Origin of the sequence: Paenibacillus sp. GYB003, assembly GCF_036577625.1 — a bacterium.
Classification (GTDB): Bacteria; Bacillota; Bacilli; order Paenibacillales; family NBRC-103111; genus Paenibacillus_AB.
Genome location: NZ_JARBDC010000008.1, coordinates 52,828 through 72,137, shown reverse-complemented (window position 1 = coordinate 72,137; position 19,310 = coordinate 52,828). Strand labels below are relative to the sequence as shown.

Genomic DNA, 19,310 nt, shown 5'->3' with positions numbered 1-19,310 from the left:
CTATTCCGCGAAACCGCGCCGATTTCCGGCCCGAACGGCGCAAATTCCGCTCCCCGCTCCCCGCGGCATTACGCCGCCGCCTACCCGTTCGCCCGCCGCCGCTGCACCAGATGCGTGAGCAGGAAGCCGAAGCAGGCGACGAGTCCGGAAGCGGCCGCGATCCGGTACATGACCGGCGCACCCCAGCCGTCCAGCACCCAGCCGCCGACGACGCCGCTCGCCAGACCGGCGAGGCACGACCAGACGATGTTGTAGATCGCCTGCCCGGTCGCCCGGTATTCGTCCGGAATCAGCTGCTGAATATACCGCAGCGCCGTGACGAGAAAAATGCCGAACGTCACGCTGTGCATCAGCTGGAGCGGAATAATCCAGATCGGATCGGTCACGACGCTGACGAGGAAAAACCGCACCGCGTAAAAAAACGAGGCGATCATGAGCAGCGGCAGCTCCTTGTACCGGTGCCCGTTTTTGCTCAGCCAATAAAACATCGGAATTTCGCTCAGCGACGACGCGGTCCAAGCCCAACCGATCACCGTGTCGCTCGCGCCCATCCCCCGCATCGTCAAGGCGAGAAAGCCGTCGTTCGTCCGGTGCGCGAACGACATCGTAAAGATGAGCGCCAAAAACAGCAGCAGCCCCCGCTGCCCGAGGACGCTGAAAAAGCCGGACAGCTTCACCGATCCCGAACCGGCGCCGCCCCGTGCCCGATCCTTCAGGAAAAAGGCGAGAACGAGCGACAGCGAAATCGTGCCGATCGTAAAATAAAGCGTGCGTTCGACGCCGACCGCGTGCAGGACGAAGCCGAAGACGACCGACGAGAAGGCGAAGCCGAGCGAGCCCCAGACGCGGAAGCTGGCGTAGCTTTTGCCGCTGGCGCGAATCGTCAGCAGCGTCAGGCTGTCGTTCAGCCCGTTGATCGGCGTATGGAAAAAGTTGTAGACGGTCATCGCGACGTACAGCCAGGCGATCGCGTCGAGCTGCGTCAGGACGACCGTGGTGAGCAGCTGCCCGCAAAGCATGACGAGCAGCACGTTGCGGATCGTCTGCAGCTTGTCGCTGGCGAACCCCCAAAACAAATTGGCGGCGATGCCGATAAACGGGCCGATCGAGTAAATGACCCCGATCTGCAGGTTCGAATAGCCCCGCGATTGGAAATACAGCGGGAAAAAGGAGACGGTCAGCGCCATCGTCATATAGAATACGAACGAAAACGAGCGCATAACCGTTTCGTCCTTCGCCGTGGGAGCGGCGCCATTTTCGCCGCATGTCTTCTCGACCGCATCCGCCTCGCGGGCGGACGGTACGTCTTCATGCCGCTCCGCGCCGGAAACGCGGCGTTCTTCCAGTTGTGTAGTCATCGGGATTCATCCTTATGTCGTTAAAGTGACGGCTCGATCCGGCGCGAGGCGCCGGACGACGTAGCGCGTATGGCGTACAAAACGACGGCGAGCTCGCCGGCGATGCCGAGCGACTGCGCAAGAGCGCCGATCGCCCCGTTCCAGCCCGGAACGGCGGAAATGCAGACGACGAGGGAGAGGAGCGTCACCGCGACGTTCGCCGCCTGCGAGACCATCATCACCTTCGTTTGGCCCCGGAGCATGAGGAGCCCGTTGCAGAAATCGAGCCACGGGAACAGCAGCGCCATCAGCATGAACACGCGAAGCGTATGAAGGCTGGCGTTCATCAGCCGCTCGCTTACGCCCATCACATGCTCCATGAACCACGGTCCGACCGGGGTATAGCCGAGAATGCCGATCAGGATCGTCGGCACGAATCCGCACGTCAGGGCGAACCGCAGCGCCAGCGCCGCGTCTTTGCGGTAAAAGTTCAGCACGATTTGATGCATATACGAGAAGAAGCTTTGCACGAGCTGGGTCAAACTCCCGGCGATGGCGAACGAAGCGATCGCCAGCCCGATATCGGACGTTTTGCCGAGCATCGCGTTAATCGCGGGACCGATGACGACGGCGATGAACGACGAAAACAGCAGCGGCCGGTAAAACCGGAAAATATGCCCCGCGCGCTCGACGTCGTGGCCCTCCTTCTTCAGCGGAAGCGAGCGGGCCAGCTTGCTGCCCTCCAGGAAGCTGACCGCCGCTTCGATCGCCATGCCGACGAGAAAAATGATCGCGCCGACTTTGCCGCTCGTCACCCCGTTCGTTTGGATGAAATACAGCGACATCGCGTACATCGCGGCCAGCCGCACGACCATGCCGATCGTCAGCCATTTCGTCCGCATGTTGCTGATAAGGATGCCGTGGTACAAGCAGCGGATGCCGGAAAAAAGGCTGACGAACATCAAAATGCGGTATACGTGGATAATCGCTTCGAGCATCGCGTCCTGCGCGCCGAACAAATGCAGAAACAGCAGCCTGCCGACCGGAGTATACGAAATGAGCAGCCCGGCCGCGAACATGCCGATTAATAGACAAACCGCCACTTTGGTCATCGCCCTGAACGAAGTCCGGTCGCGAACGAGCGCCGAACACGTTTGGCGAAGCAAGATGGCGGGTTTCTCGATAACGCCCAGCATGCTGAGGCCGATCGCATAGCTGGCGATGATGATTTCCGGATCGGCGGAGCGGGCGAGCGTGCTGTTGATGATGACGTGAGAAATAGTGACAAGGCTGGCAGAGAGGCCCAGCGGTATAAAAAAAGCAAAAAGCTGCCCCATGGTCAGCCGTCGTTGTTCGCGTTCGGTCATTGCAGTTCTCTCCAAACTCAGGTAGCCGCACCTTTTTGTCGAATTTGTAAATCTTTTATGTACTCTAGTATAAATCGTCGATCGCCTCGCGCATAGCATAAAATGCGGCGGAACCCTATTTTTTTCGGGTCCCCGCTTGGCGGATCGGCTGCAGCATGATAAATTAAATAACATCATGAGTCGCGCGTTGGAGGCCATGCGATGAAGTATGAATTTGTATACGACGAGCGCCTCGGCATCGAACTGCCGCTTCTGCACGAGGAATGGAACGCGTTGTCCGCCGAGGAGCGGGCCGCGCTGCTGCACGACTGGGAGCGGATCCGCGGCCGCATTCCGGATCGGATCCGGCAGCTCGAGCTTCTGATCGTCCAAAAGCAAAACCGGCTCGACGTCGAAGACGATTTTCCGCTTTCGTGCTCGCTCAATACGGAAATCGCGGAATTGGCCAGCCGGATCACCGATCTGCATCTGTGGTTCCGCGCCGATCAGGACGTCTCCGTCAAAGGCCATTATTAGGAAGTTGAAGTCGTTTGTACTATAATAGGGGAATCAACGTTTTGGAGGATCGCCGCAAGTGAAACCGACATTGCGATACGGCCGAACGGTTCCCCGAAATCCGGTTACGCTCGTGCACCGCGTATACAGGCACGTCTTTCCCGAAGTGAACGAACAGCTGGGCCGCTGGCGCGAGGCGGCGGATCGGATGCCCGATCCGGAGCTGCGCAGGCAGGCCATCGCCAGCATGGCGAGCAAGGAATTCCACTGCAAGGGCGGGGCCGTCTACGCCGCCGCCAATTTGCCGATGCGTCATGTGCTTATCCCGTTGATCGTCGCGTTTCAGACGATCAGCGATTATTTGGACAACTTGTGCGACCGCAGCACCTCGCTCGATCCGGACGATTTTCGCCTGCTGCACCGGTCGATGCTCGACGCGGTCGACCCGGACGCGCCGCTGGCCGACTACTATGCGCTGCGTTCGGAGCGGGAGGACGACGGTTATTTGCACAAGCTCGTGCGGACGTGCCAGTCGTGCGTCTCGCAGCTGCCTTCGTATGCGGTCGTACGGGACCGCGTGAAGGAATTGGTCGGGCTGTACGCGGATCTGCAAGTGTACAAGCATATACGCCGCGATTTGCGCGAAGGCGAGCTGCTCGCCTGGTGGGAGAAGCACCGAAGCCGGTACCCGCATCTGCGCTGGAACGAATTCGCCGCGGCGACCGGCTCGACGCTCGGCGTATTTTATTTGTTTTTGGCGGCGGCGGAACAACGGCTGACCGACGAACAGGCGGAGACGATTCGCCGGTGCTATTTTCCGCACGTCTGCGGGCTGCATATTTTGCTGGACTATTTGATCGATCAGGAAGAAGACCTCGCCGGCGGCGATTTGAACTTTTGCAGCTATTACGAGGACGGCGAAACGACCGCGAAGCAAATCGCGGACATCGCCCGGCGCGCGCGGGCCGATATCGCGGAGCTCGAACATCCGCGCTTTCACCGGATGATTATCGAAGGGCTGCTGGCGCTTTATTTGTCCGATCCGAAGGTGAGGGAGCAGGAGCATGTGCGGCGCGTTTCCAAGAAGCTGATGAAAGGCAGCCCGTTCATGCGCATCTTGTTTTTCGCGTTCAGCGTCTGGATCCGCAGGTCCTCGTCTTGACTATATTTTTGGCTTGCGACGCAAACGAAAGGGGATTATGGAATGACAGTCAAATCGATAGCGGTACTTACTAGCGGAGGCGACTCGCAAGGGATGAACGCGGCCGTTCGGGCCGTCGTGCGCAGCGCGATTTTTCACGGGCTGGAAGTGTACGGCGTGCAGCGCGGGTATGCGGGTCTCATTAACGACGACATCCGGCCGATGGATTTGCGCAGCGTAGGGGATATTATCCAGCGCGGCGGCACGATTCTTCAAACGGCCCGGTGCAAAGAGTTTCATACGCCGGAAGGCCAGCAGCTCGGAGCGGACAATTTGCGCAAGCGGGGCATCGACGGCTTGGTCGTCATCGGCGGCGACGGCTCGTACCAAGGCGCCAACAAGCTGAGCAAGCTCGGCATCCGGGCGATGGGCCTCCCCGGCACGATCGACAACGACATTCCGTTTACCGACTATACGATCGGCTTCGATACGGCGGTCAGCATCGTCGTCGACGCGATCAACAAGCTGCGCGACACGATGAGCTCGCACGAGCGCTCCTCGATCGTCGAGGTCATGGGCCGCCATTGCGGCGACATCGCGCTGTACGCGGGACTGGCGAGCGGCGCGGAGACGATTCTCGTGCCGGAGGTCGAGTTCGATCTCGACGAGGTGGCGAAACGGATGGAAGCGAACTTCCAGGTCGGCAAACGCCACAGCATCATCGTCGTCGCCGAAGGCGCGGGCAGCGCGCAAAGCGTAGCCGATCATATCAAATCGCTCAACGGCATCGACGCCCGCGTCACCGTACTCGGCCATATTCAGCGCGGCGGGACGCCAACGCACAACGACCGCATCCTGGCAAGCCGTCTCGGCGATTTCGCCGTGCGCAGCCTGCTCAAGGGCGAATCGGGCAAAGCGTGCGGCGTAATCAAGGGCGAGCTGGTCGCGACCGACATCGATACGGTCGTCCATACGAAGAAGCAGTTCGACCGGGATTTGTACGAGCTCGCCTCGAGACTGTCGCAATAATCCGCTCGGAGAGGCGCCGCATCCGGATTTGATCTATGGAAAGCCCGGCCCCTGTGGTATAATGGCAGCATTAAACCGCATGGCGAATATAGAGAGCCCGCAAATAAAAGCGGAACGTCGGGAGGAGACGGTCACAATGTCCAACGCGTACGAAGGCGATTTTCAAGGGGAAAAGGCGATATGGCTCCGGTTCGGGCGCTATGAAGCGGCGCTGCTTCCGAACGTCGGCGGCAATTTGGTCGCGTTTCGCGATACGGAAAACGGCTACAGCTTCATACGCGAGCCGGGAGCGGACGAAATGGACTCGTTCCGGAAGCGTCCGATGGTCCACGGCATCCCGGTGCTGTTTCCGCCGAACCGCTACGAGGACGGCCGATTTCCGTGGAACGGCGGCGAATACCGCCTGCCGGTCAACGAGCCGAACCGCGGCAATCATTTGCACGGATTTTTTTACGATATTCCTTGGCAGATCGACGATTACGGAGCGAACGACCGCTCGAGCTACGTGGTGGTTGCGCAGCGCGTAACCGAAACGCATCCCGCTTTCGCGCATTTCCCGCACCGGTTTACGATCAAAATCCGCTATTCGCTCGGCAGCGACGGACTGCGGCAGGAGGTCGGCGTACGCAACGACGGCAGCGAGCCGATGCCGTGCGCGATCGGCTTCCATACGACGCTGAACGCGCCTTTTGCGCCGGGGAGCGCGGCTTCCGACTGCGTGCTGCGCATGACGATCGGCGAACGGGTCGAGCTCGGCGAGCGGATGCTGCCGACCGGCCGGTACGCGCCGCCGGACGCGGACGAGCAGGCGCTGAAGCAGGGCGGGACGTCGCCGTATTTCGCGAAGCTGGACAACCATTATACGGCCGCGCCGCAAGGCGGTCGCAACGCGATGGAGCTGACCGACACCCGTCTGAACGTGAAGCTCGTCTACGACGCGGGGACGGCTTACCGGTTTTGGATGATTTACAACGCCGATGCGAACAGCGGCTTTTTTTGCCCGGAACCGCAGACGAACATGGTCAACGCGCCGAACGCCCCGTTCCCGGCGGACCGGGTCGGCCTCGTAACGCTCGCGCCGGGCGAAGTGTGGCAGGAGACGAGCCGCATGTACAGCGAGCAAGCTTAGCCATCATACTTCTTCGAAACGGACGAAAGCCCGGGCTCGCGGACAGCGAATCCGGGCTTTGCTTTTTTGGTTATGGTTAAGGGCCAATCACCTTGGCTTACCCTACGGGGGAACGCTTCGGATTCGGGTCACAGCGCCCGCAAAATGTCTTCGGCGGACGGACTGCCTTTTTTCGCGAAAACGATGCGTCCCCGCTTGTCGATCGCATAGACGATCCGCTGCTGCAAAAACAGCCCGAGCAGCTTGCCGACGCCGTACAGCTTGCGGATTCGCTCGTCCTTGTCGGACACGATCGGAAAATCGAAGCCGTGATGCTCGGCGAATTTCCGGTGCTGCTCCGCCGAAGCCGGATTGATGCCGATCACCGCGGCGCCGCGCGCCTCGTACGCCGCTTTGCTGTCCCGGACCGCGCACAGCTGCGCCGTACACCCCGGCGTCTCGTCCATCGGATAAAAAATAAGCACGACTGGCCGCTTGCCGATATAATCTTGAAGCCGCACCGGTCCTTGCGTGCTGTCGGCTTCGAATAAAGGAGCCTGATCGCCGATTTGCAGCATAGGCGAGCCTCCGTTCCCGTTTTCCGCTATTATACTACCGAAACGGGACGAACGGCCAGCGGCCAAGGACGTTTATCCCGCCTTTCCATTGACTTCCTCAATATAAAAAACTAAAATGTATGTGAATTTCATGGGGGAAGGGGAGCTCGTTATGAACGTCACGATATTGGCCGGAAGCAACAAGCAGTCGTCGACAAGCACGAAGCTTTGCCGATATATCGCCAAGCGGCTGGAGGAACGGGGATGCGCGGTGACGCTGTTCGACCTGCACAGCAGACCGGTGCCTTTGTTCTCGCCGGACAACCGCAATCCCGCCGACGTCAATTTGGCGGCGCTGAAAGAATCGATGCTGCGCGCGGACGCGATCGTGTTGAGCACGCCGGATTACCACGGCTCCGTATCCGGGGCGCTGAAAAACGCGATCGATCATCTCGGCTTCGACCATTTCGACGGGAAGGTCGTATTGTCGGTATGCTCGACCGGGGGAGCGGTCGGGATCAGCCCGCTGCAGCAGCTGCAGGTGATCGTCCGCGCCGTTCACGGCATCAACTGTCCCGAGTGGATTTCGATCGGAGGGGAAAACCGGCAGTTCGACGCGGAAGGCGATCCGGTGTCCGCGCATGTGAAGGAGCGGACGATCCGGGCGATCGACTATTTTTTGAAAATGACACGCTCGCTTCGAAACGTATGATGCCAAAAGAAAACAAGCCGTACCCGTGCGCCGGGACGGCTTGTTCGCATGCGATCATTGTTGTTTTTTGCCGCGCAGCTCCTTGAAGATGAAAAACGCGCCGCCGATCAGCAAAGCCGCGCCGCCGACCGCCGTATTGACCGTAATCAGGCCGTCCCATTTGCCGCCGAACGCGGACAGCGAGCAAATGAACACGACGACGCCGATAAACCCGAGCAGCAGGTTGCTCTCGTTCGCGTTCGGGTGACCGGTCGGGCCGGGATACGGATACCCGTACCGGATGGCGCGATTGACCGCATCGGTTTGATGAACCGCATCGAACACGTTGTAAAAGTAAAGCACCGGAATGAGAAGCGACAGCAGCGTTACGGGCAGCACGCCCAGCTCCGCCGGACCGCTCGTGAAAAAGACGATCGCCACGATATCGAGGACGAGCAGCAGCATGATCGACATGCCGCGGGCGACCGCGCCCAAATACATTTGCCCCGTTCCGGGAACGAACATCGAGAACAGCGTCGCCAAAAATTTGCTTTTCAGCGGCGGTCTTTCGCCCGGAAACGCCGTCGGCCCGTGGTAGGCGGCCGGCGCCTGTCCCGGTGCCGGGTTCGGGCCGTGTACGCCGCGCGCGTCGAAAAAGTCGTCCTTCATTCGAAACCCCTTCTTTCCGCTGCACCATATTGTTAGGTACAGCGTACCCGTTTCCGCCGCCTATGAAAACAGACTGCGGACGGTATTGCTACTGGTCTAAAGTCGGGCAAAGCGGGACGCGGACCGAAAGCGTCCGATTTCGACCCGCCGACGGCGCCGCCTTTCGGACGGTACTAAGCCGATTCGGCTCGCCGAGCGCGAAAAGACGCCGCTTCAGTGAAGAAGGGCGTCCTTTTGGTTTTCGGAAATGCTGTGCTTCACAATATCTAAAGCGTCTTCCGCCTCCAGCGATTCGAGGCCGTACTTCAGCACGATGTCGATGTCGAGCTCGGAAGCTTTCAGACAAGGATACGTGTCGGGCGTTAATTTCATGACAATCCTGGATAATTTGACCGTTTCCATAAGCATCACCTTTCCGCGTTTTTTTCGAATCGGTCTTGCGACGATCGGTCAAAAAAACGAAAAGATCCATGAAGCCGTCAAGCTTGTAACCAGAACCTATGAAATTACAACACCATTATACCACATCTTCAAACCGTTTGTATCGATTGCGGCCGATTTCGGTTGCCTAAATATGGAAACCTATCGCAGCTTGCGAAATTGTCCGATCACTTCGGCCGTCTCGACGATATTGACGAAAGCGCTCGGGTCGGTTTCCTTGACGATTTTGCGCAGCTCGGCGAGCTCGTACCGGGTCGTCACCGTCATCAGCATATCGTGCGGCGTATGGCTGTACGCGCCTTCGGTTTTGATCAGCGTAATGCCGCGCGGAAGGACGAGCAGCCGCCGCGTCATTTCCTCTCTTCGCTTCGTGACGATAAAGGCGGTCACTTTGATGTGGCGAATATGGACCATGTCGACGACTTTGCCGGCTATGAAAATCGACAGCATGGACCGCAGCGCGGCGTCCCAGCCGAGCACGAGCCCGAGCGCCATGACGACGGCGCCGTTCAGCGCGAACAGCAGCATGCCGAGCGGAAAATCGTACCGATTCGTCAAAATGGAGCCGATAATGTCGAACCCGCCCGACGAGCCTCCGGTTCGCAGCGAATATCCGGTGCCGAAGCCGATGAGGACGCCGCCGAATACGGCGCCGATGATCGGATCGGTATTGACCGAGCTTTCGGGAATAACCTGCATGATCCAGGTCGTCGCCAGGACGGAGACGATGCTGAGGACGACGAAGCGCCGGCCGACCGCGACCCATCCCCAGACGAGCACGGGCAAATTGATCAAAAAATAAAGCAGGCCGATGTTCCAGCCCGTAAAATAGCCGATCATCATCGAGATGCCGGAAAGGCCGCCGCTCAGCAGCTGGTGCGGGACGAGAAACAGGTTGAACCCGGCGGCGATCAGCAAGGCCGCCAGCATCGTGCGCACCACGTCGAAAAAGTCGGTCAGTCGGATCATTGCGCTCCCTCCGCTCACGACTAGTATGGCCAAACGGAAGCGGTCGCAAACGACATGAGCCGGGTTCGGCATCGACGATACGGGCAAAACGAAAGCTCCCCGGACCGAAGTCCGGGGAGCGGGCGTTCGCGCCTATCGCTTCTTGCCCCCGCTGCTGCTCTTGCTGGAGAAGCTGCCGGTGCGGTTCGAAGTGGACGGCTTGCTTGTCGATTTCGTCGACGACGGCGTCGAGCCGTCGTTTTTGCGGATCGAGGAGCTCGACGACGACGACGTCGACCAGCTGCCGGAGCTCGATTTGCTCGAGCTGGAGCTGCTTGAACTGCCGGAGCTCGACGAGCTCGAGCTTCCCGAGCCGACGGCGCCGCTCGATTTGCCGGCGTTCGAGCTGCCGCTCGAGCCGGTCGAGCCGGTTGCGGCGGAGCTTCCCGCCGCAGTGGACCCTTTGGACGTGAACGAGCCGGTCCGGTCGCTCGTCGTCGGCTTTTTGTCGTCGTTCGATATCGGAGCGGCCGACGAGCTTTTGCCCGACATCGAATAGCCTTTGTACGGCGTCGAATATTTTTTATAGCTGGAGTCCCACCAGTCGTTGCCGAAAATCGACTGAACGAGCGTCGCCGTCAAATACCCTTCGAGAAACGACGAATCGTAATGCTGCTTCGCGTATTCGATCGAATCGATTTCGATCAGCGTATTTTCAGGCTTCTCCGGATTTTTTTGCAAATTGACGACCCGGTTGTCGTAAATGAGAAACATTTGGTCCGGGTCTTCCTTGCTCGTCTCCTGCGGCTTTTCCTGGGCGGCCAGCTCCTTGGCCACCTCGGGAACCGTCTTGCCCTCCGCCTCGTACACTTTGGCCGCCGTTTTCCCTTTGCCGTCCATATCGACGAGCGGGTAAGAATCTTTGACGTAGTTGGCCGCGTTCGCGCATCCGGACAGCAGGGCGACGACGAGGAGCATGCTGATCCAGACCGCCCAGCGGTTCCAACGTTTCATGGACATTCAACTCCCCTGAAGTAAAATATATTCCGTTCCCCTGTCGTCGGAACCCGCTTCGATCGGCGTTCGGGTTCCCGAAAGCGGCGAGAAGCTTCGAAGCTCTGCGTCACTTGGCGGGGGTTGTCGATTTCATTATTTTAACTTCGCCGGTAGGAATGCGCGTTCCTACCATGCCGACGAATTTTCCGTCCTGCCATTGCAAATAAAAGTGATCGTTCTCGTCGGCGAAGTAACGCCAAACCATCACTTCGTCGCCGCTGCGAAAATCGGTATTGCCGAGCGTTTGCGTCCGGTCGGTGCGCTGGTGCTCGAGCGTGTACGTCGTTTCGCCGTCGAGCACGAGCGTCGTCGGAACGTCGCTCGGATCGTCGAGACCGCCTTCGAGAAAGCGGCACATGAAGCAGTCGTAGCTGCGTCCTTTCTCGACGACGAGACAGTGGATGTCGCGGCCGCTCTGCAAATAATAGGCGAACCGGTGAGGCGCGAAGCCGCGGTCCGAATAAATGACCTTGCCGGAGACGACGAATTCCTCCAAATCGACGTTGACGATATCGCCGACGGACGCTCCTTCGAGGGGCGGCACGGTCGATTGAACGGCAGGGGCCGGCTCTTTATGGCTGCGGATAATATTGCCGATTCGTTTGAAAATGGACATGGGACAATCGCTCCTTTGCTGCGATTCGAACGTTTCGCTCATTCCTTAACTATGATGTTATACGGCTCAATCGTCAATTGGTTTCGGGCGGGAAAAACAATGTTCGACAAAACGTATCAACCGCGCTCCGGAAGGACATCCTTGACGAAGGGAATAAATCCGCGACTGTCCCTCTGAAAAAGCTGGAAATGGTCGTTCGATTTATGGTATGATATAAAAGATATTCTTAAGTTCGGCTGAGTATGGAATGAGTCGGCGATGGTACCCGCTCATACCTTTTCCAATAAAGAGATCGGATCCGTATGATCCCCAGTATGAAACGGGTCTAAGGAAAGAGATACTAAACCATCGGATAGAACTGGTCGCGCTTAAGGGTAGATCAAAAAATTTTCAGGGATCCAGCATACCCTAAGTAAAAAGGAGTAGAACCATTTGAAATTATTCAGCGAGTTCGGTTTGGACGCGAAAGTGGTCCGGGCCATTACGGAAATGGGATTCGAAGAGTCCACCCCGATTCAGGAAAAAACGATTCCGCTTGCCCTCGAGGGGAAAGATTTGATCGGACAGGCGCAGACGGGGACGGGGAAAACCGCCGCATTCGGCATTCCGCTCGTCAGCCGGATCGAGCCTTCGGAAGAAAAAATCGTCGCCCTCATCATGTGTCCGACGCGGGAGCTTGCCATTCAGGTTGCCGAAGAAATCGGCAAGCTCGGCCGGTTCAAAGGCATTCGTTCGCTGCCGATCTACGGCGGTCAAGATATCGTGAAGCAAATTCGCGCGCTGAAGAAAAAGCCGCAAATCATTATCGGCACGCCGGGCCGGCTTCTCGACCATATTAACCGGAAAACGATCAAGCTGGACAACGTCAATACCGTCGTCCTCGACGAAGCCGACGAAATGCTCGATATGGGCTTCATGGACGACATCCAATCGATTTTGCAGCTCGTTCCGTCGGAAAGGCATACGATGCTGTTCTCGGCGACGATGCCGGAAAACATCAAGCGGCTGGCGAAGCAGTTCCTGAACGAGCCGGAGCACGTGTCGGTCATTCCGAAGCAGGTGAGCGCTCCGCTGATCGCCCAGTCGTACATCGAAGTTCACGAAAAGCAAAAGTTCGAGGCGCTCTCCCGCCTGCTCGACATGGAATCGCCGGAGCTCGCCATCGTATTCGGCCGGACGAAGCGCCGCGTCGACGAGCTGTCCGAGGCGCTGCAGAAGCGCGGCTATTCGGCCGAAGGCCTGCACGGCGACCTGTCGCAAAACCAGCGCGATAACGTCATGCGCAAATTCCGCGACGGCAGCATCGACGTGCTCGTGGCGACCGACGTCGCCGCGCGCGGACTCGACGTATCCGGCGTCACGCACGTCGTCAACTTCGACCTGCCGCAAGACCCGGAAAGCTACGTGCACCGGATCGGCCGTACCGGCCGCGCGGGCCGCGAAGGCGCCGCATGGACGTTCGTCACGCCGCGCGAGATCGACCATCTGCACTTCATCGAGAAAGTGACGCGCCATCGCATTCCGCGGAAGCCGCTGCCGAGCCTGGCGGAGGCGATCGAAGGGAAGCAGCGCGTAACGGCGGAACGCGTCATCGAAGTCGTCAATCAGGACACCTTCAACGAATTTAAAGGCATTGCCATTCAACTGCTGGAGCAGTACGATTCCGTCCAACTGCTCGCCTCGGCGCTGAAGCTGCTGACCGGCGACAAGAAAGACGTGGAAATCGAGCTCACGCCGGAAGACCCGCTTCGCGCGAAAAAACGTCGCCCGGACATTCGCAGCTCCGGACGCAAAATGCCCGGCTCCTACGTTCGCGACGGCGGCCAAGGCGGCTATCGCCGAGGCGGCGACCGTCCTTACGGCGATCGCGGACGCCGCGACGGGCGTGGCGGTTACGGCGGCTATCGCGAAGATCGCGAACGCAACTACCGCGACGGCGACCGCGGCAGCCGGAAATACGACGATTCCCGCAAGCAAGGCAGCAATTCGGAATTCGTCAACACCTGATCGGTATTGGAAAAAACAGAGCCTGCCGGCAATCGGCAGGCTTTTTTTCTTTCCAAAGGCCGCTTACTGCTTCGCGGCGTTTTCTTGCCGGCCGCGCCCCGGCCGGTTTGCTTTTCTTTTGGGACATATCATAGTATATTAGAAGGTAAGCGAACGGCGAGGAAAGAAGCGCGTTTTCGGAGGAGGACTTCAGGTTGGAATTTCGCGGATTGATGGGTGGACTCTATCGGATATCGGAATGGATCATGCGTTTTTCGGTCATCAACGTGCTGTGGGTGATTCTTTCGATACCGTTTTTTTATTTGACGCTGGCCGGACTGATCGCCGCCACGGAATCGGTCGCCTATATACGGCAGTCGATCGTGCTCATCGCGATCGTATCCCCGTTCACGCTGTTTCCGGCGACGGCCGCGATGTTTTCGGTCGCCCGCAAATGGGTCACCGGCGATGTGGACGTTCCGCTCTTTAAAACGTATTTTCGCGGCTATAAGGAAAATTACTTGCAAAGCATGCTCGGCGGGTTGTTTTTCGTCGTGCTCGCCTCCGTCATGTACGTCAACTATACGTTTTATTTGCGCCAGTCGGGGGCGCTTAGTCTGCTGTCCATCTTGTTCATCGTCCTGGCCTTCATCCTGATGGCGGCCGTGCTTCACTTTTTCTCGATCATGGTTCACTTTCACATGAAGTTTTGGCAAATATTGAAAAATTCGTTTCTCATCACGATCGGCAACCCGGTCATGACGGTGTTTTTGCTCGTCGCGAACGGCGTTATCGTGTACGTCAGCCTGTACCATTTTACGTTTCTCATTCCGTTTTTTATGGGCAGCCTCATGGCGTTCGTTTCGTTCTGGGCGTTTTACCGCATTTTCGACCGGATGAAAACGTTGTCCGAGAAAAAGGAGGAAGAGGAAGCGAAATCGGCCGAGGAAGCCGCCGAAGGCGACCGCGAAGACGGGGACAAGCGTGCCGACAAGCATGCGGATCGGGGGCAAGCCGCTTTGCCGGAAGGCCAGCCGGCCGAGAACGCGAAGCCGGCCGAGCAGCCCGAACCGGGCGACAAGAAGAACGCGGATTGACGCATTGGCCCAAATTGGTCGGGCATCCATCCAAAACTTTCGCGGACGGTTTACTTTTGCGAATAATAAGCCTATAATAATCAATATCATACACAACAGAAGACATCCTGCGATGTTCGTCACGATTTTCGATTGTTTTGAACCAATGAATGTTTCTAGGGAGTCCTATTATCGTTCGCCCGGCTGACACGCCCTCAAAAGGGGACTTCAAAAAGGCGACTGCGGACACCCACCTGCGAGAGCGGGTTTGAAACATGAGAATCGGACGGCATATGCGGGTTTTTTGTTGTTTCCGGACATAATACCATCTATCACGTACATACGGGGTGACGATTTTGAAAATATTTATCGATACGGCCAACGTCGAGGAAATTCGCGCCGCCCACGAATTGGGCGTTTTGTCGGGCATTACGACGAATCCGTCCTTGATCGCAAAGGAAGGCAAAGATTTTTTCGCGACGCTGAAGGAAATTATCGCGATCGTCGGTAGCGAAATCCCGATCAGCGCGGAAGTGATCAGCCTGCAGGCGAACGAGATGGTCGAGCAAGGGAAGAAGCTGGCCGCGATCAGCCCGAACATCGTCGTAAAAGTTCCGATGACCGTCGACGGGTTGAAGGCGACGAAGCAGCTGGCCGACGCCGGCATCAAGACGAACGTGACGCTCATTTTCAGCTCGACGCAAGCTTTGCTCGCGGCCCGTGCGGGGGCGACTTACGTATCGCCGTTTATCGGACGTCTGGACGACGTGAATCAGATCGGCATGAACCTCGTGCGCGAGGTAAGCGACATTTTCCAAATCCACGGGTTGGCAACGGAAATTATCGCGGCCAGCGTCCGGCACTCCGCCCATTTTATCGAATCCGCGCTCGCGGGAGCCCATATCGCGACCGTACCGTATAAGGTCATCGAGCAGATGACGAAGCATCCGCTTACCGATCAAGGCATCGCCAAGTTTACGGCCGATTGGGAAAGCGCCAACCTGAGCAAATTTTAAAACGGCGAAAAACCGGCAGCCTTCCTTTCGAGGGCTGCCGGTTTTATTCCGATCAACAATTTTTTCAATACGATCCCCTCCGTTATATGTTACCGCATACGCGCCTTCACCGTCTTCGCGTATTCGGTCGGCGTCATGTCGGCGGCCGTCTTGAAATGGCGCGAAAACGTATGGATGCTGCTGTAGCCCAGCATTTCGGCGAGCTCGGTCATATTGTATTTCTCCTCGCGGATCAGCAATTTCGCCCGTTCGATTTTCAAGTTTTTGTACGTCTTCATGACGCTCATGCCGAGCTTGTCTTTGAACAGCGCGCTGAGGCGGGATTGCCCGACGTGAAACCGGGCGCACAGCTCCTCCAGCGTCAGGCTGCCGGACAGCCGTTCCTCCATGTAGGCGATCGTCCGCTTCACCAGCTCGTCCTCGCTGCGCTCCTTCGCGGTCGACGACAGCCGGTTCGAAGCGGCGGCCGACTCCCCGTCGCGCGTCGCCAGGCTGAGCAGCAGCAGCTCCAGATGGCAGCGCAGCAGCTGCTCGCAGCCGAACGGGGCGTCGTCCCGGCGGACGAGGTCGTGAACGGTCGGATGGTCGAACGGCGGATAATAGGCGGCGAAGCCGCATTTGACGATTTGCGCGATCAAGTTGCGTTCGTAATCGGTCAGGCAGTACAAGCCGTTTTCGAACCGGCTCATGGCGGGGGAGCGGCATTCGAAGCAGACGACGATCACGTTCGGTCCGATTTTGCGGTTCGCCCAGACGGAATGAAATTCGTTCGGCTTATGGAACAGCAGATCGCCCTGCTTCAGCACGTAGCCGACCGAATCGGCCATCACCTCGATTTCGCCCTTGTCGACGTAAAGCAGCTCCCAAAAGTCGTGCGCCTCCCCCTCGAACACGAAATCTTTGGCAAATTCGAAATAGTGCAGCGAAATCAAGTCGGTCACCGCGAATGCGGTTTGCAGCTCGGTTTTCACGAATTGCATGCGTCCGCTCCCCTCCGCCTTTTGCAATCGATTGCTGGTACTCTCATCTTAGTCGAAATCGGCAAGCCGGGAAAGCCGCTTGCGGAAAAATTGCTAAATATTCGGTTGGTTTCGGTAAAGCAATCGGGCGCGCGAATCGGTACGATGAAAGCGATATCGTCGGAAGGGAGCTGACGGCAAAGTGAAAAAAGGAATCAACCAATGGTCGTTTCCGGACGGGATGTCCGCGGCGGCGTGCATGAAGCTGGCGAGGCGGGCCGGCTTCGACGGCATCGAGCTGGCGCTGGCGGAAACGGGCCCGCTCAGTCTGGAAAGCGGCGCGCGGGAAATTGCGGAATTGCGCCGTATCGCCGATTCGGAAGGGCTCGACATCGCAAGCCTCGCCTCCGGGCTCGGGTGGACGTATCCGCTGACGAGTTCCGACAAGTCCGTGCGGAGCAAAGCGGGCGATATCGTGAAGCGGCAGCTCGAGGTCGCCTTCGAGCTGAGGGCGGATACGATTCTCGTCGTGCCGGGCGCGGTCGGCGTCGATTTTATTCCAGGCTCGGCCGTCACCGATTACGACGTCGCCTACGACAATGCGCTGGAGGCGCTGACGGCGCTCGCCTCCGAAGCCGAAGCGGCAAACGTGGCGATCGGCGTCGAGAACGTGTGGAACAAGTTTTTGCTGTCGCCGCTCGAAATGCGAACGTTCCTCGACAGTATCGGATCGGACTTCGTCGGCGCTTATCTCGATGTCGGCAATACGGTGCTGACCGGCTATCCCGAGCATTGGATCAAAATTTTGAACCGGCGCATCAAGAAGGTGCATTTCAAAGATTTTCGCCGCAGCGGCGCGGGGCTGTCCGCGTTCGTCGATTTGCTCGCCGGCGACGTCGATTTTCCGCTCGTGACGGAGAAGCTGCGGGAGGTCGGGTATTCCGGCTACGCGATCGCCGAAATGATCCCCCCTTACCGCCATTATCCCGAGCAGATCGTGTTCAATACGTCGGGCGCGATGGATGCGATACTCGGAAGAACACGTACGGAAGGAGAATCGGCATGATCAAAATCGGTTTGATCGGAGCGGGCTTCATGGGCGCGATGCACGCCTCGTGCTACGAAGCGCTGGCGGGCGGCCGGGACGATTTCCGCGTAACGGCCGTCGCGGACGACGATCCGGCCAAAGCGGCCAAGCTGGCGGGCAAGCTTGGAGCGGACGTTTATGCGTCGGCGGAGGCGCTGATGCGGGAAGCGGACGTGAACGCGGTCGACATTTGCCTGCCGACCCATTTGCATTTCGAAACGGCCGCTTCGGCGATGAAAAACGGGTTCGACGTATTCGTCGAGAAGCCGGTATGCTTGACCGAAAGCGAAGCGGAGACGCTTCTCGCCCTGCAGCGCGAAACCGGCGCGCAGGCGATGGTCGGCCAATGCATCCGCTTCTGGCCGGAATATACGGAGCTGAAGCGGCTCAAGGACAGCGGCGTCTACGGGCGGCTGCTGTCGGGGGTATTCAAACGGATCAGTCCGAGACCCGGCTGGGCTTGGAACGGCTGGCTGCACGATCCGGCCAAAAGCGGCTCGGCCGCGCTCGATCTGCACGTGCACGACGTCGACTTCGTCCGCTCGCTGCTGGGCGAACCGGACCGGCTCGTAGCGGAAACGGTTTCGCGGGATGGGGCGAACGGACATATTTTCAGCTTGTACCGGTACGGCGACGCGGTCGTTTCGCTCGAAGGGGGATGGGATTACCCCGAAACGTTTCCGTTCGAGATGGCGTACCGGGTCAGCTTCGAGCGGGCGACGGTCGTGTTCAGCTCGGCCGCCGATCCGTCGCTGCGCATTTACGAAGCGGGCGGCGGCGTCATCGAGCCGAAGCCGGAGGCGTCTACGCCCGCAGCCGGCGACGGCGACAGCGGCGGCAACATTTCCAGCCTGGGCGGCTATTACAACGAGCTGCGCTATTTTCTCGATTGCCTTGCGGCGGGCCGGCCGATCGAGCAGTCGACGCTGCAGGACGGCTGCGACTCGCTCAAGCTGACGCTGCGGGAAATCGCGGCCGCCCATCATGCGGCCGGAAACGAAGGAGGAAAGAGAACATGAACGTGCTTGCGATCGCCTGCCATCCGGACGACCTGGAGATCGGTTGCGGCGGAACGTTGGCCAAATACGCCAAGCTCGGCCACAACGTGACGATGGTTCACGTCGCGAACGGCAACAAAGGGCATAAGGTGATTCGTCCGGACGAGCTCCGGCTCATTCGCGCCAAAGAAGCGCAGCATGCGGGCGCGCTGATCGGCGCGACGGTGCTCAGCATGGACGTGGACGATTTGCTCGTCAAATCGGACCGGGACGAGCTGATCGCGGGTCTTGTGGACGTCATCCGGCAAACCGCGCCCGACGTCATCATCACGCACCCGCCGGAAGATTACATGAAGGACCATATGGAAGTGTCCAAGGCGGTGTTCGACGCCAGCTTCTCGGCGACGGTGCCGCATTACGAAACGAACGTTCCGGCGCCGGACGGATTGAAGGTCGCGCCGATATATTATATGGATACGCTGGCCGGCGTCGGCTTTCTGCCGACGGAATACGTCGACATCACCGAAACGATCGAAACGAAAATCGCCATGAACGCCGCTCACGAAAGCCAGATCCGCTGGCTGCGCGAGCACGACGGCATCGATTTTCTCGACTTCGTCCGGACGGTTTCGAAATTCCGCGGCCTGCAATGCGGCGCCGCCTACGCCGAAGGCTTCGTGCAGTGCCGGGCTTGGCCGCGCCTGACGACGGCGAGACTGCTGCCCTGATTCAA

Annotated in this window: 20 protein-coding genes and 1 other RNA gene; 12 read left to right on the top strand and 9 right to left on the bottom strand. The window is 58.7% G+C overall.

Annotation, left to right across the window (positions count from 1 at the left end; genetic code table 11):
- Positions 1-80: 80 nt before the first annotated feature.
- Together PV407_RS05705 and PV407_RS05700 are read right to left on the bottom strand one after the other, a co-directional pair.
- Positions 81-1,358: an MFS transporter gene (locus PV407_RS05705; RefSeq protein ID WP_332088926.1), complete on the bottom strand. Its 1,278-nt coding sequence runs from the start codon at positions 1,356-1,358 to the stop codon at positions 81-83.
- A gap of 20 nt (positions 1,359-1,378) precedes the next feature.
- Positions 1,379-2,704 carry a multi antimicrobial extrusion protein MatE gene (locus tag PV407_RS05700; protein WP_332088925.1) on the bottom strand — a complete coding sequence of 442 codons (1,326 nt, stop codon included), beginning with the start codon at positions 2,702-2,704 and terminating at the stop codon, positions 1,379-1,381.
- 201 nt (positions 2,705-2,905) lie between these two features.
- Here PV407_RS05700 and PV407_RS05695 point away from each other — a divergent pair, with 201 nt between their 5' ends.
- The 4 genes from PV407_RS05695 (at position 2,906) to PV407_RS05680 (ending at position 6,498) form a co-directional block, all read left to right on the top strand.
- On the top strand, positions 2,906-3,220 hold the full coding sequence (locus PV407_RS05695; RefSeq protein ID WP_332088924.1) for a hypothetical protein: 315 nt from the start codon (positions 2,906-2,908) through the stop codon (positions 3,218-3,220).
- Positions 3,221-3,278: 58 nt separating this feature from the next.
- Positions 3,279-4,361, top strand: coding sequence for a tetraprenyl-beta-curcumene synthase family protein (locus PV407_RS05690; RefSeq protein ID WP_332088923.1), 1,083 nt, complete (start codon positions 3,279-3,281; stop codon positions 4,359-4,361).
- Between the two features lie 42 nt (positions 4,362-4,403).
- A complete protein-coding gene (pfkA, locus tag PV407_RS05685; protein WP_332088922.1) occupies positions 4,404-5,369 on the top strand; it encodes a 6-phosphofructokinase in 966 nt (321 codons plus the stop codon).
- 136 nt (positions 5,370-5,505) lie between these two features.
- The gene (locus tag PV407_RS05680; protein WP_332088921.1) at positions 5,506-6,498 is read left to right on the top strand and encodes an aldose 1-epimerase; all 993 of its coding nucleotides are present in this window, start codon (positions 5,506-5,508) and stop codon (positions 6,496-6,498) included.
- A 128-nt stretch (positions 6,499-6,626) separates the two neighbouring features.
- On the opposite strand, the gene PV407_RS05675 is transcribed toward PV407_RS05680, so the two are convergent.
- Positions 6,627-7,055, bottom strand: a complete 429-nt coding sequence (locus PV407_RS05675) for a peroxiredoxin (RefSeq protein ID WP_332088920.1) — start codon at positions 7,053-7,055, stop codon at positions 6,627-6,629.
- A 151-nt stretch (positions 7,056-7,206) separates the two neighbouring features.
- Between PV407_RS05675 and PV407_RS05670 the strand changes: the two genes are divergently transcribed.
- The gene (locus PV407_RS05670; protein WP_332088919.1) at positions 7,207-7,746 is read left to right on the top strand and encodes an NADPH-dependent FMN reductase; all 540 of its coding nucleotides are present in this window, start codon (positions 7,207-7,209) and stop codon (positions 7,744-7,746) included.
- 54 nt (positions 7,747-7,800) lie between these two features.
- Here the strand turns inward: PV407_RS05670 and PV407_RS05665 are convergent, their stop codons facing one another.
- From PV407_RS05665 to PV407_RS05645, 5 genes are all read right to left on the bottom strand, one after another.
- Positions 7,801-8,394 (bottom strand): hypothetical protein, encoded by a 594-nt coding sequence (locus tag PV407_RS05665; protein WP_332088918.1) that lies wholly within the window; start codon positions 8,392-8,394, stop codon positions 7,801-7,803.
- 213 nt (positions 8,395-8,607) lie between these two features.
- Positions 8,608-8,796 (bottom strand): hypothetical protein, encoded by a 189-nt coding sequence (locus PV407_RS05660; protein ID WP_442951627.1) that lies wholly within the window; start codon positions 8,794-8,796, stop codon positions 8,608-8,610.
- Positions 8,797-8,976: 180 nt separating this feature from the next.
- On the bottom strand, positions 8,977-9,804 hold the full coding sequence (locus PV407_RS05655) for a YitT family protein (protein ID WP_332088916.1): 828 nt from the start codon (positions 9,802-9,804) through the stop codon (positions 8,977-8,979).
- 132 nt (positions 9,805-9,936) lie between these two features.
- Positions 9,937-10,797 carry a DUF4247 domain-containing protein gene (locus PV407_RS05650; protein ID WP_332088915.1) on the bottom strand — a complete coding sequence of 287 codons (861 nt, stop codon included), beginning with the start codon at positions 10,795-10,797 and terminating at the stop codon, positions 9,937-9,939.
- A 109-nt stretch (positions 10,798-10,906) separates the two neighbouring features.
- Complete coding sequence (locus PV407_RS05645) at positions 10,907-11,455, bottom strand: DUF4178 domain-containing protein (protein ID WP_332088914.1); 549 nt, start codon at positions 11,453-11,455, stop codon at positions 10,907-10,909.
- A 432-nt stretch (positions 11,456-11,887) separates the two neighbouring features.
- On the opposite strand from PV407_RS05645, the gene PV407_RS05640 reads away from it, so the two are divergent.
- The 4 genes from PV407_RS05640 to fsa all read left to right on the top strand — a co-directional run bounded on the left by PV407_RS05640 (position 11,888) and on the right by fsa (position 15,533).
- On the top strand, positions 11,888-13,462 hold the full coding sequence (locus tag PV407_RS05640) for a DEAD/DEAH box helicase (protein ID WP_332088913.1): 1,575 nt from the start codon (positions 11,888-11,890) through the stop codon (positions 13,460-13,462).
- A 194-nt stretch (positions 13,463-13,656) separates the two neighbouring features.
- Complete coding sequence (locus tag PV407_RS05635) at positions 13,657-14,538, top strand: YesL family protein (protein WP_332088912.1); 882 nt, start codon at positions 13,657-13,659, stop codon at positions 14,536-14,538.
- A gap of 101 nt (positions 14,539-14,639) precedes the next feature.
- A non-coding RNA gene (gene ssrS / locus PV407_RS05630) (6S RNA) lies at positions 14,640-14,823 on the top strand.
- 50 nt (positions 14,824-14,873) lie between these two features.
- Positions 14,874-15,533, top strand: a complete 660-nt coding sequence (gene fsa / locus PV407_RS05625; protein WP_332088911.1) for a fructose-6-phosphate aldolase — start codon at positions 14,874-14,876, stop codon at positions 15,531-15,533.
- An 89-nt stretch (positions 15,534-15,622) separates the two neighbouring features.
- On the opposite strand, the gene PV407_RS05620 is transcribed toward fsa, so the two are convergent.
- Positions 15,623-16,513: an AraC family transcriptional regulator gene (locus PV407_RS05620; RefSeq protein ID WP_332088910.1), complete on the bottom strand. Its 891-nt coding sequence runs from the start codon at positions 16,511-16,513 to the stop codon at positions 15,623-15,625.
- Positions 16,514-16,694: 181 nt separating this feature from the next.
- Between PV407_RS05620 and PV407_RS05615 the strand changes: the two genes are divergently transcribed.
- The 3 genes from PV407_RS05615 to PV407_RS05605 are packed head-to-tail and all read left to right on the top strand — an operon-like array spanning position 16,695 to position 19,305.
- The gene (locus PV407_RS05615; protein ID WP_332088909.1) at positions 16,695-17,558 is read left to right on the top strand and encodes a sugar phosphate isomerase/epimerase family protein; all 864 of its coding nucleotides are present in this window, start codon (positions 16,695-16,697) and stop codon (positions 17,556-17,558) included.
- The gene (locus PV407_RS05610) at positions 17,555-18,598 is read left to right on the top strand and encodes a Gfo/Idh/MocA family protein (RefSeq protein ID WP_332088908.1); all 1,044 of its coding nucleotides are present in this window, start codon (positions 17,555-17,557) and stop codon (positions 18,596-18,598) included. Before PV407_RS05615 ends, PV407_RS05610 begins: the two co-directional genes overlap by 4 nt.
- Positions 18,595-19,305, top strand: a complete 711-nt coding sequence (locus PV407_RS05605) for a PIG-L deacetylase family protein (RefSeq protein WP_332088907.1) — start codon at positions 18,595-18,597, stop codon at positions 19,303-19,305. The genes PV407_RS05610 and PV407_RS05605 overlap by 4 nt, the downstream gene beginning before the upstream one ends.
- Positions 19,306-19,310: the final 5 nt, after the last annotated feature.

Coding starts and splice junctions, on each gene's coding strand:
- PV407_RS05655 (WP_332088916.1), bottom strand. CDS start 9,804: ATGATCCGACTGACCGACTTTTTCGACGTGGTGCGCACGATGCTGGCG.
- PV407_RS05675 (WP_332088920.1), bottom strand. CDS start 7,055: ATGCTGCAAATCGGCGATCAGGCTCCTTTATTCGAAGCCGACAGCACG.
- PV407_RS05670 (WP_332088919.1), top strand. CDS start 7,207: ATGAACGTCACGATATTGGCCGGAAGCAACAAGCAGTCGTCGACAAGC.
- PV407_RS05660 (WP_442951627.1), bottom strand. CDS start 8,796: ATGGAAACGGTCAAATTATCCAGGATTGTCATGAAATTAACGCCCGAC.
- PV407_RS05645 (WP_332088914.1), bottom strand. CDS start 11,455: ATGTCCATTTTCAAACGAATCGGCAATATTATCCGCAGCCATAAAGAG.
- PV407_RS05695 (WP_332088924.1), top strand. CDS start 2,906: ATGAAGTATGAATTTGTATACGACGAGCGCCTCGGCATCGAACTGCCG.
- PV407_RS05700 (WP_332088925.1), bottom strand. CDS start 2,704: ATGACCGAACGCGAACAACGACGGCTGACCATGGGGCAGCTTTTTGCT.
- pfkA (WP_332088922.1), top strand. CDS start 4,404: ATGACAGTCAAATCGATAGCGGTACTTACTAGCGGAGGCGACTCGCAA.
- PV407_RS05650 (WP_332088915.1), bottom strand. CDS start 10,797: ATGAAACGTTGGAACCGCTGGGCGGTCTGGATCAGCATGCTCCTCGTC.
- PV407_RS05620 (WP_332088910.1), bottom strand. CDS start 16,513: ATGCAATTCGTGAAAACCGAGCTGCAAACCGCATTCGCGGTGACCGAC.
- PV407_RS05705 (WP_332088926.1), bottom strand. CDS start 1,358: ATGACTACACAACTGGAAGAACGCCGCGTTTCCGGCGCGGAGCGGCAT.
- PV407_RS05610 (WP_332088908.1), top strand. CDS start 17,555: ATGATCAAAATCGGTTTGATCGGAGCGGGCTTCATGGGCGCGATGCAC.
- PV407_RS05680 (WP_332088921.1), top strand. CDS start 5,506: ATGTCCAACGCGTACGAAGGCGATTTTCAAGGGGAAAAGGCGATATGG.
- PV407_RS05665 (WP_332088918.1), bottom strand. CDS start 8,394: ATGAAGGACGACTTTTTCGACGCGCGCGGCGTACACGGCCCGAACCCG.
- PV407_RS05605 (WP_332088907.1), top strand. CDS start 18,595: ATGAACGTGCTTGCGATCGCCTGCCATCCGGACGACCTGGAGATCGGT.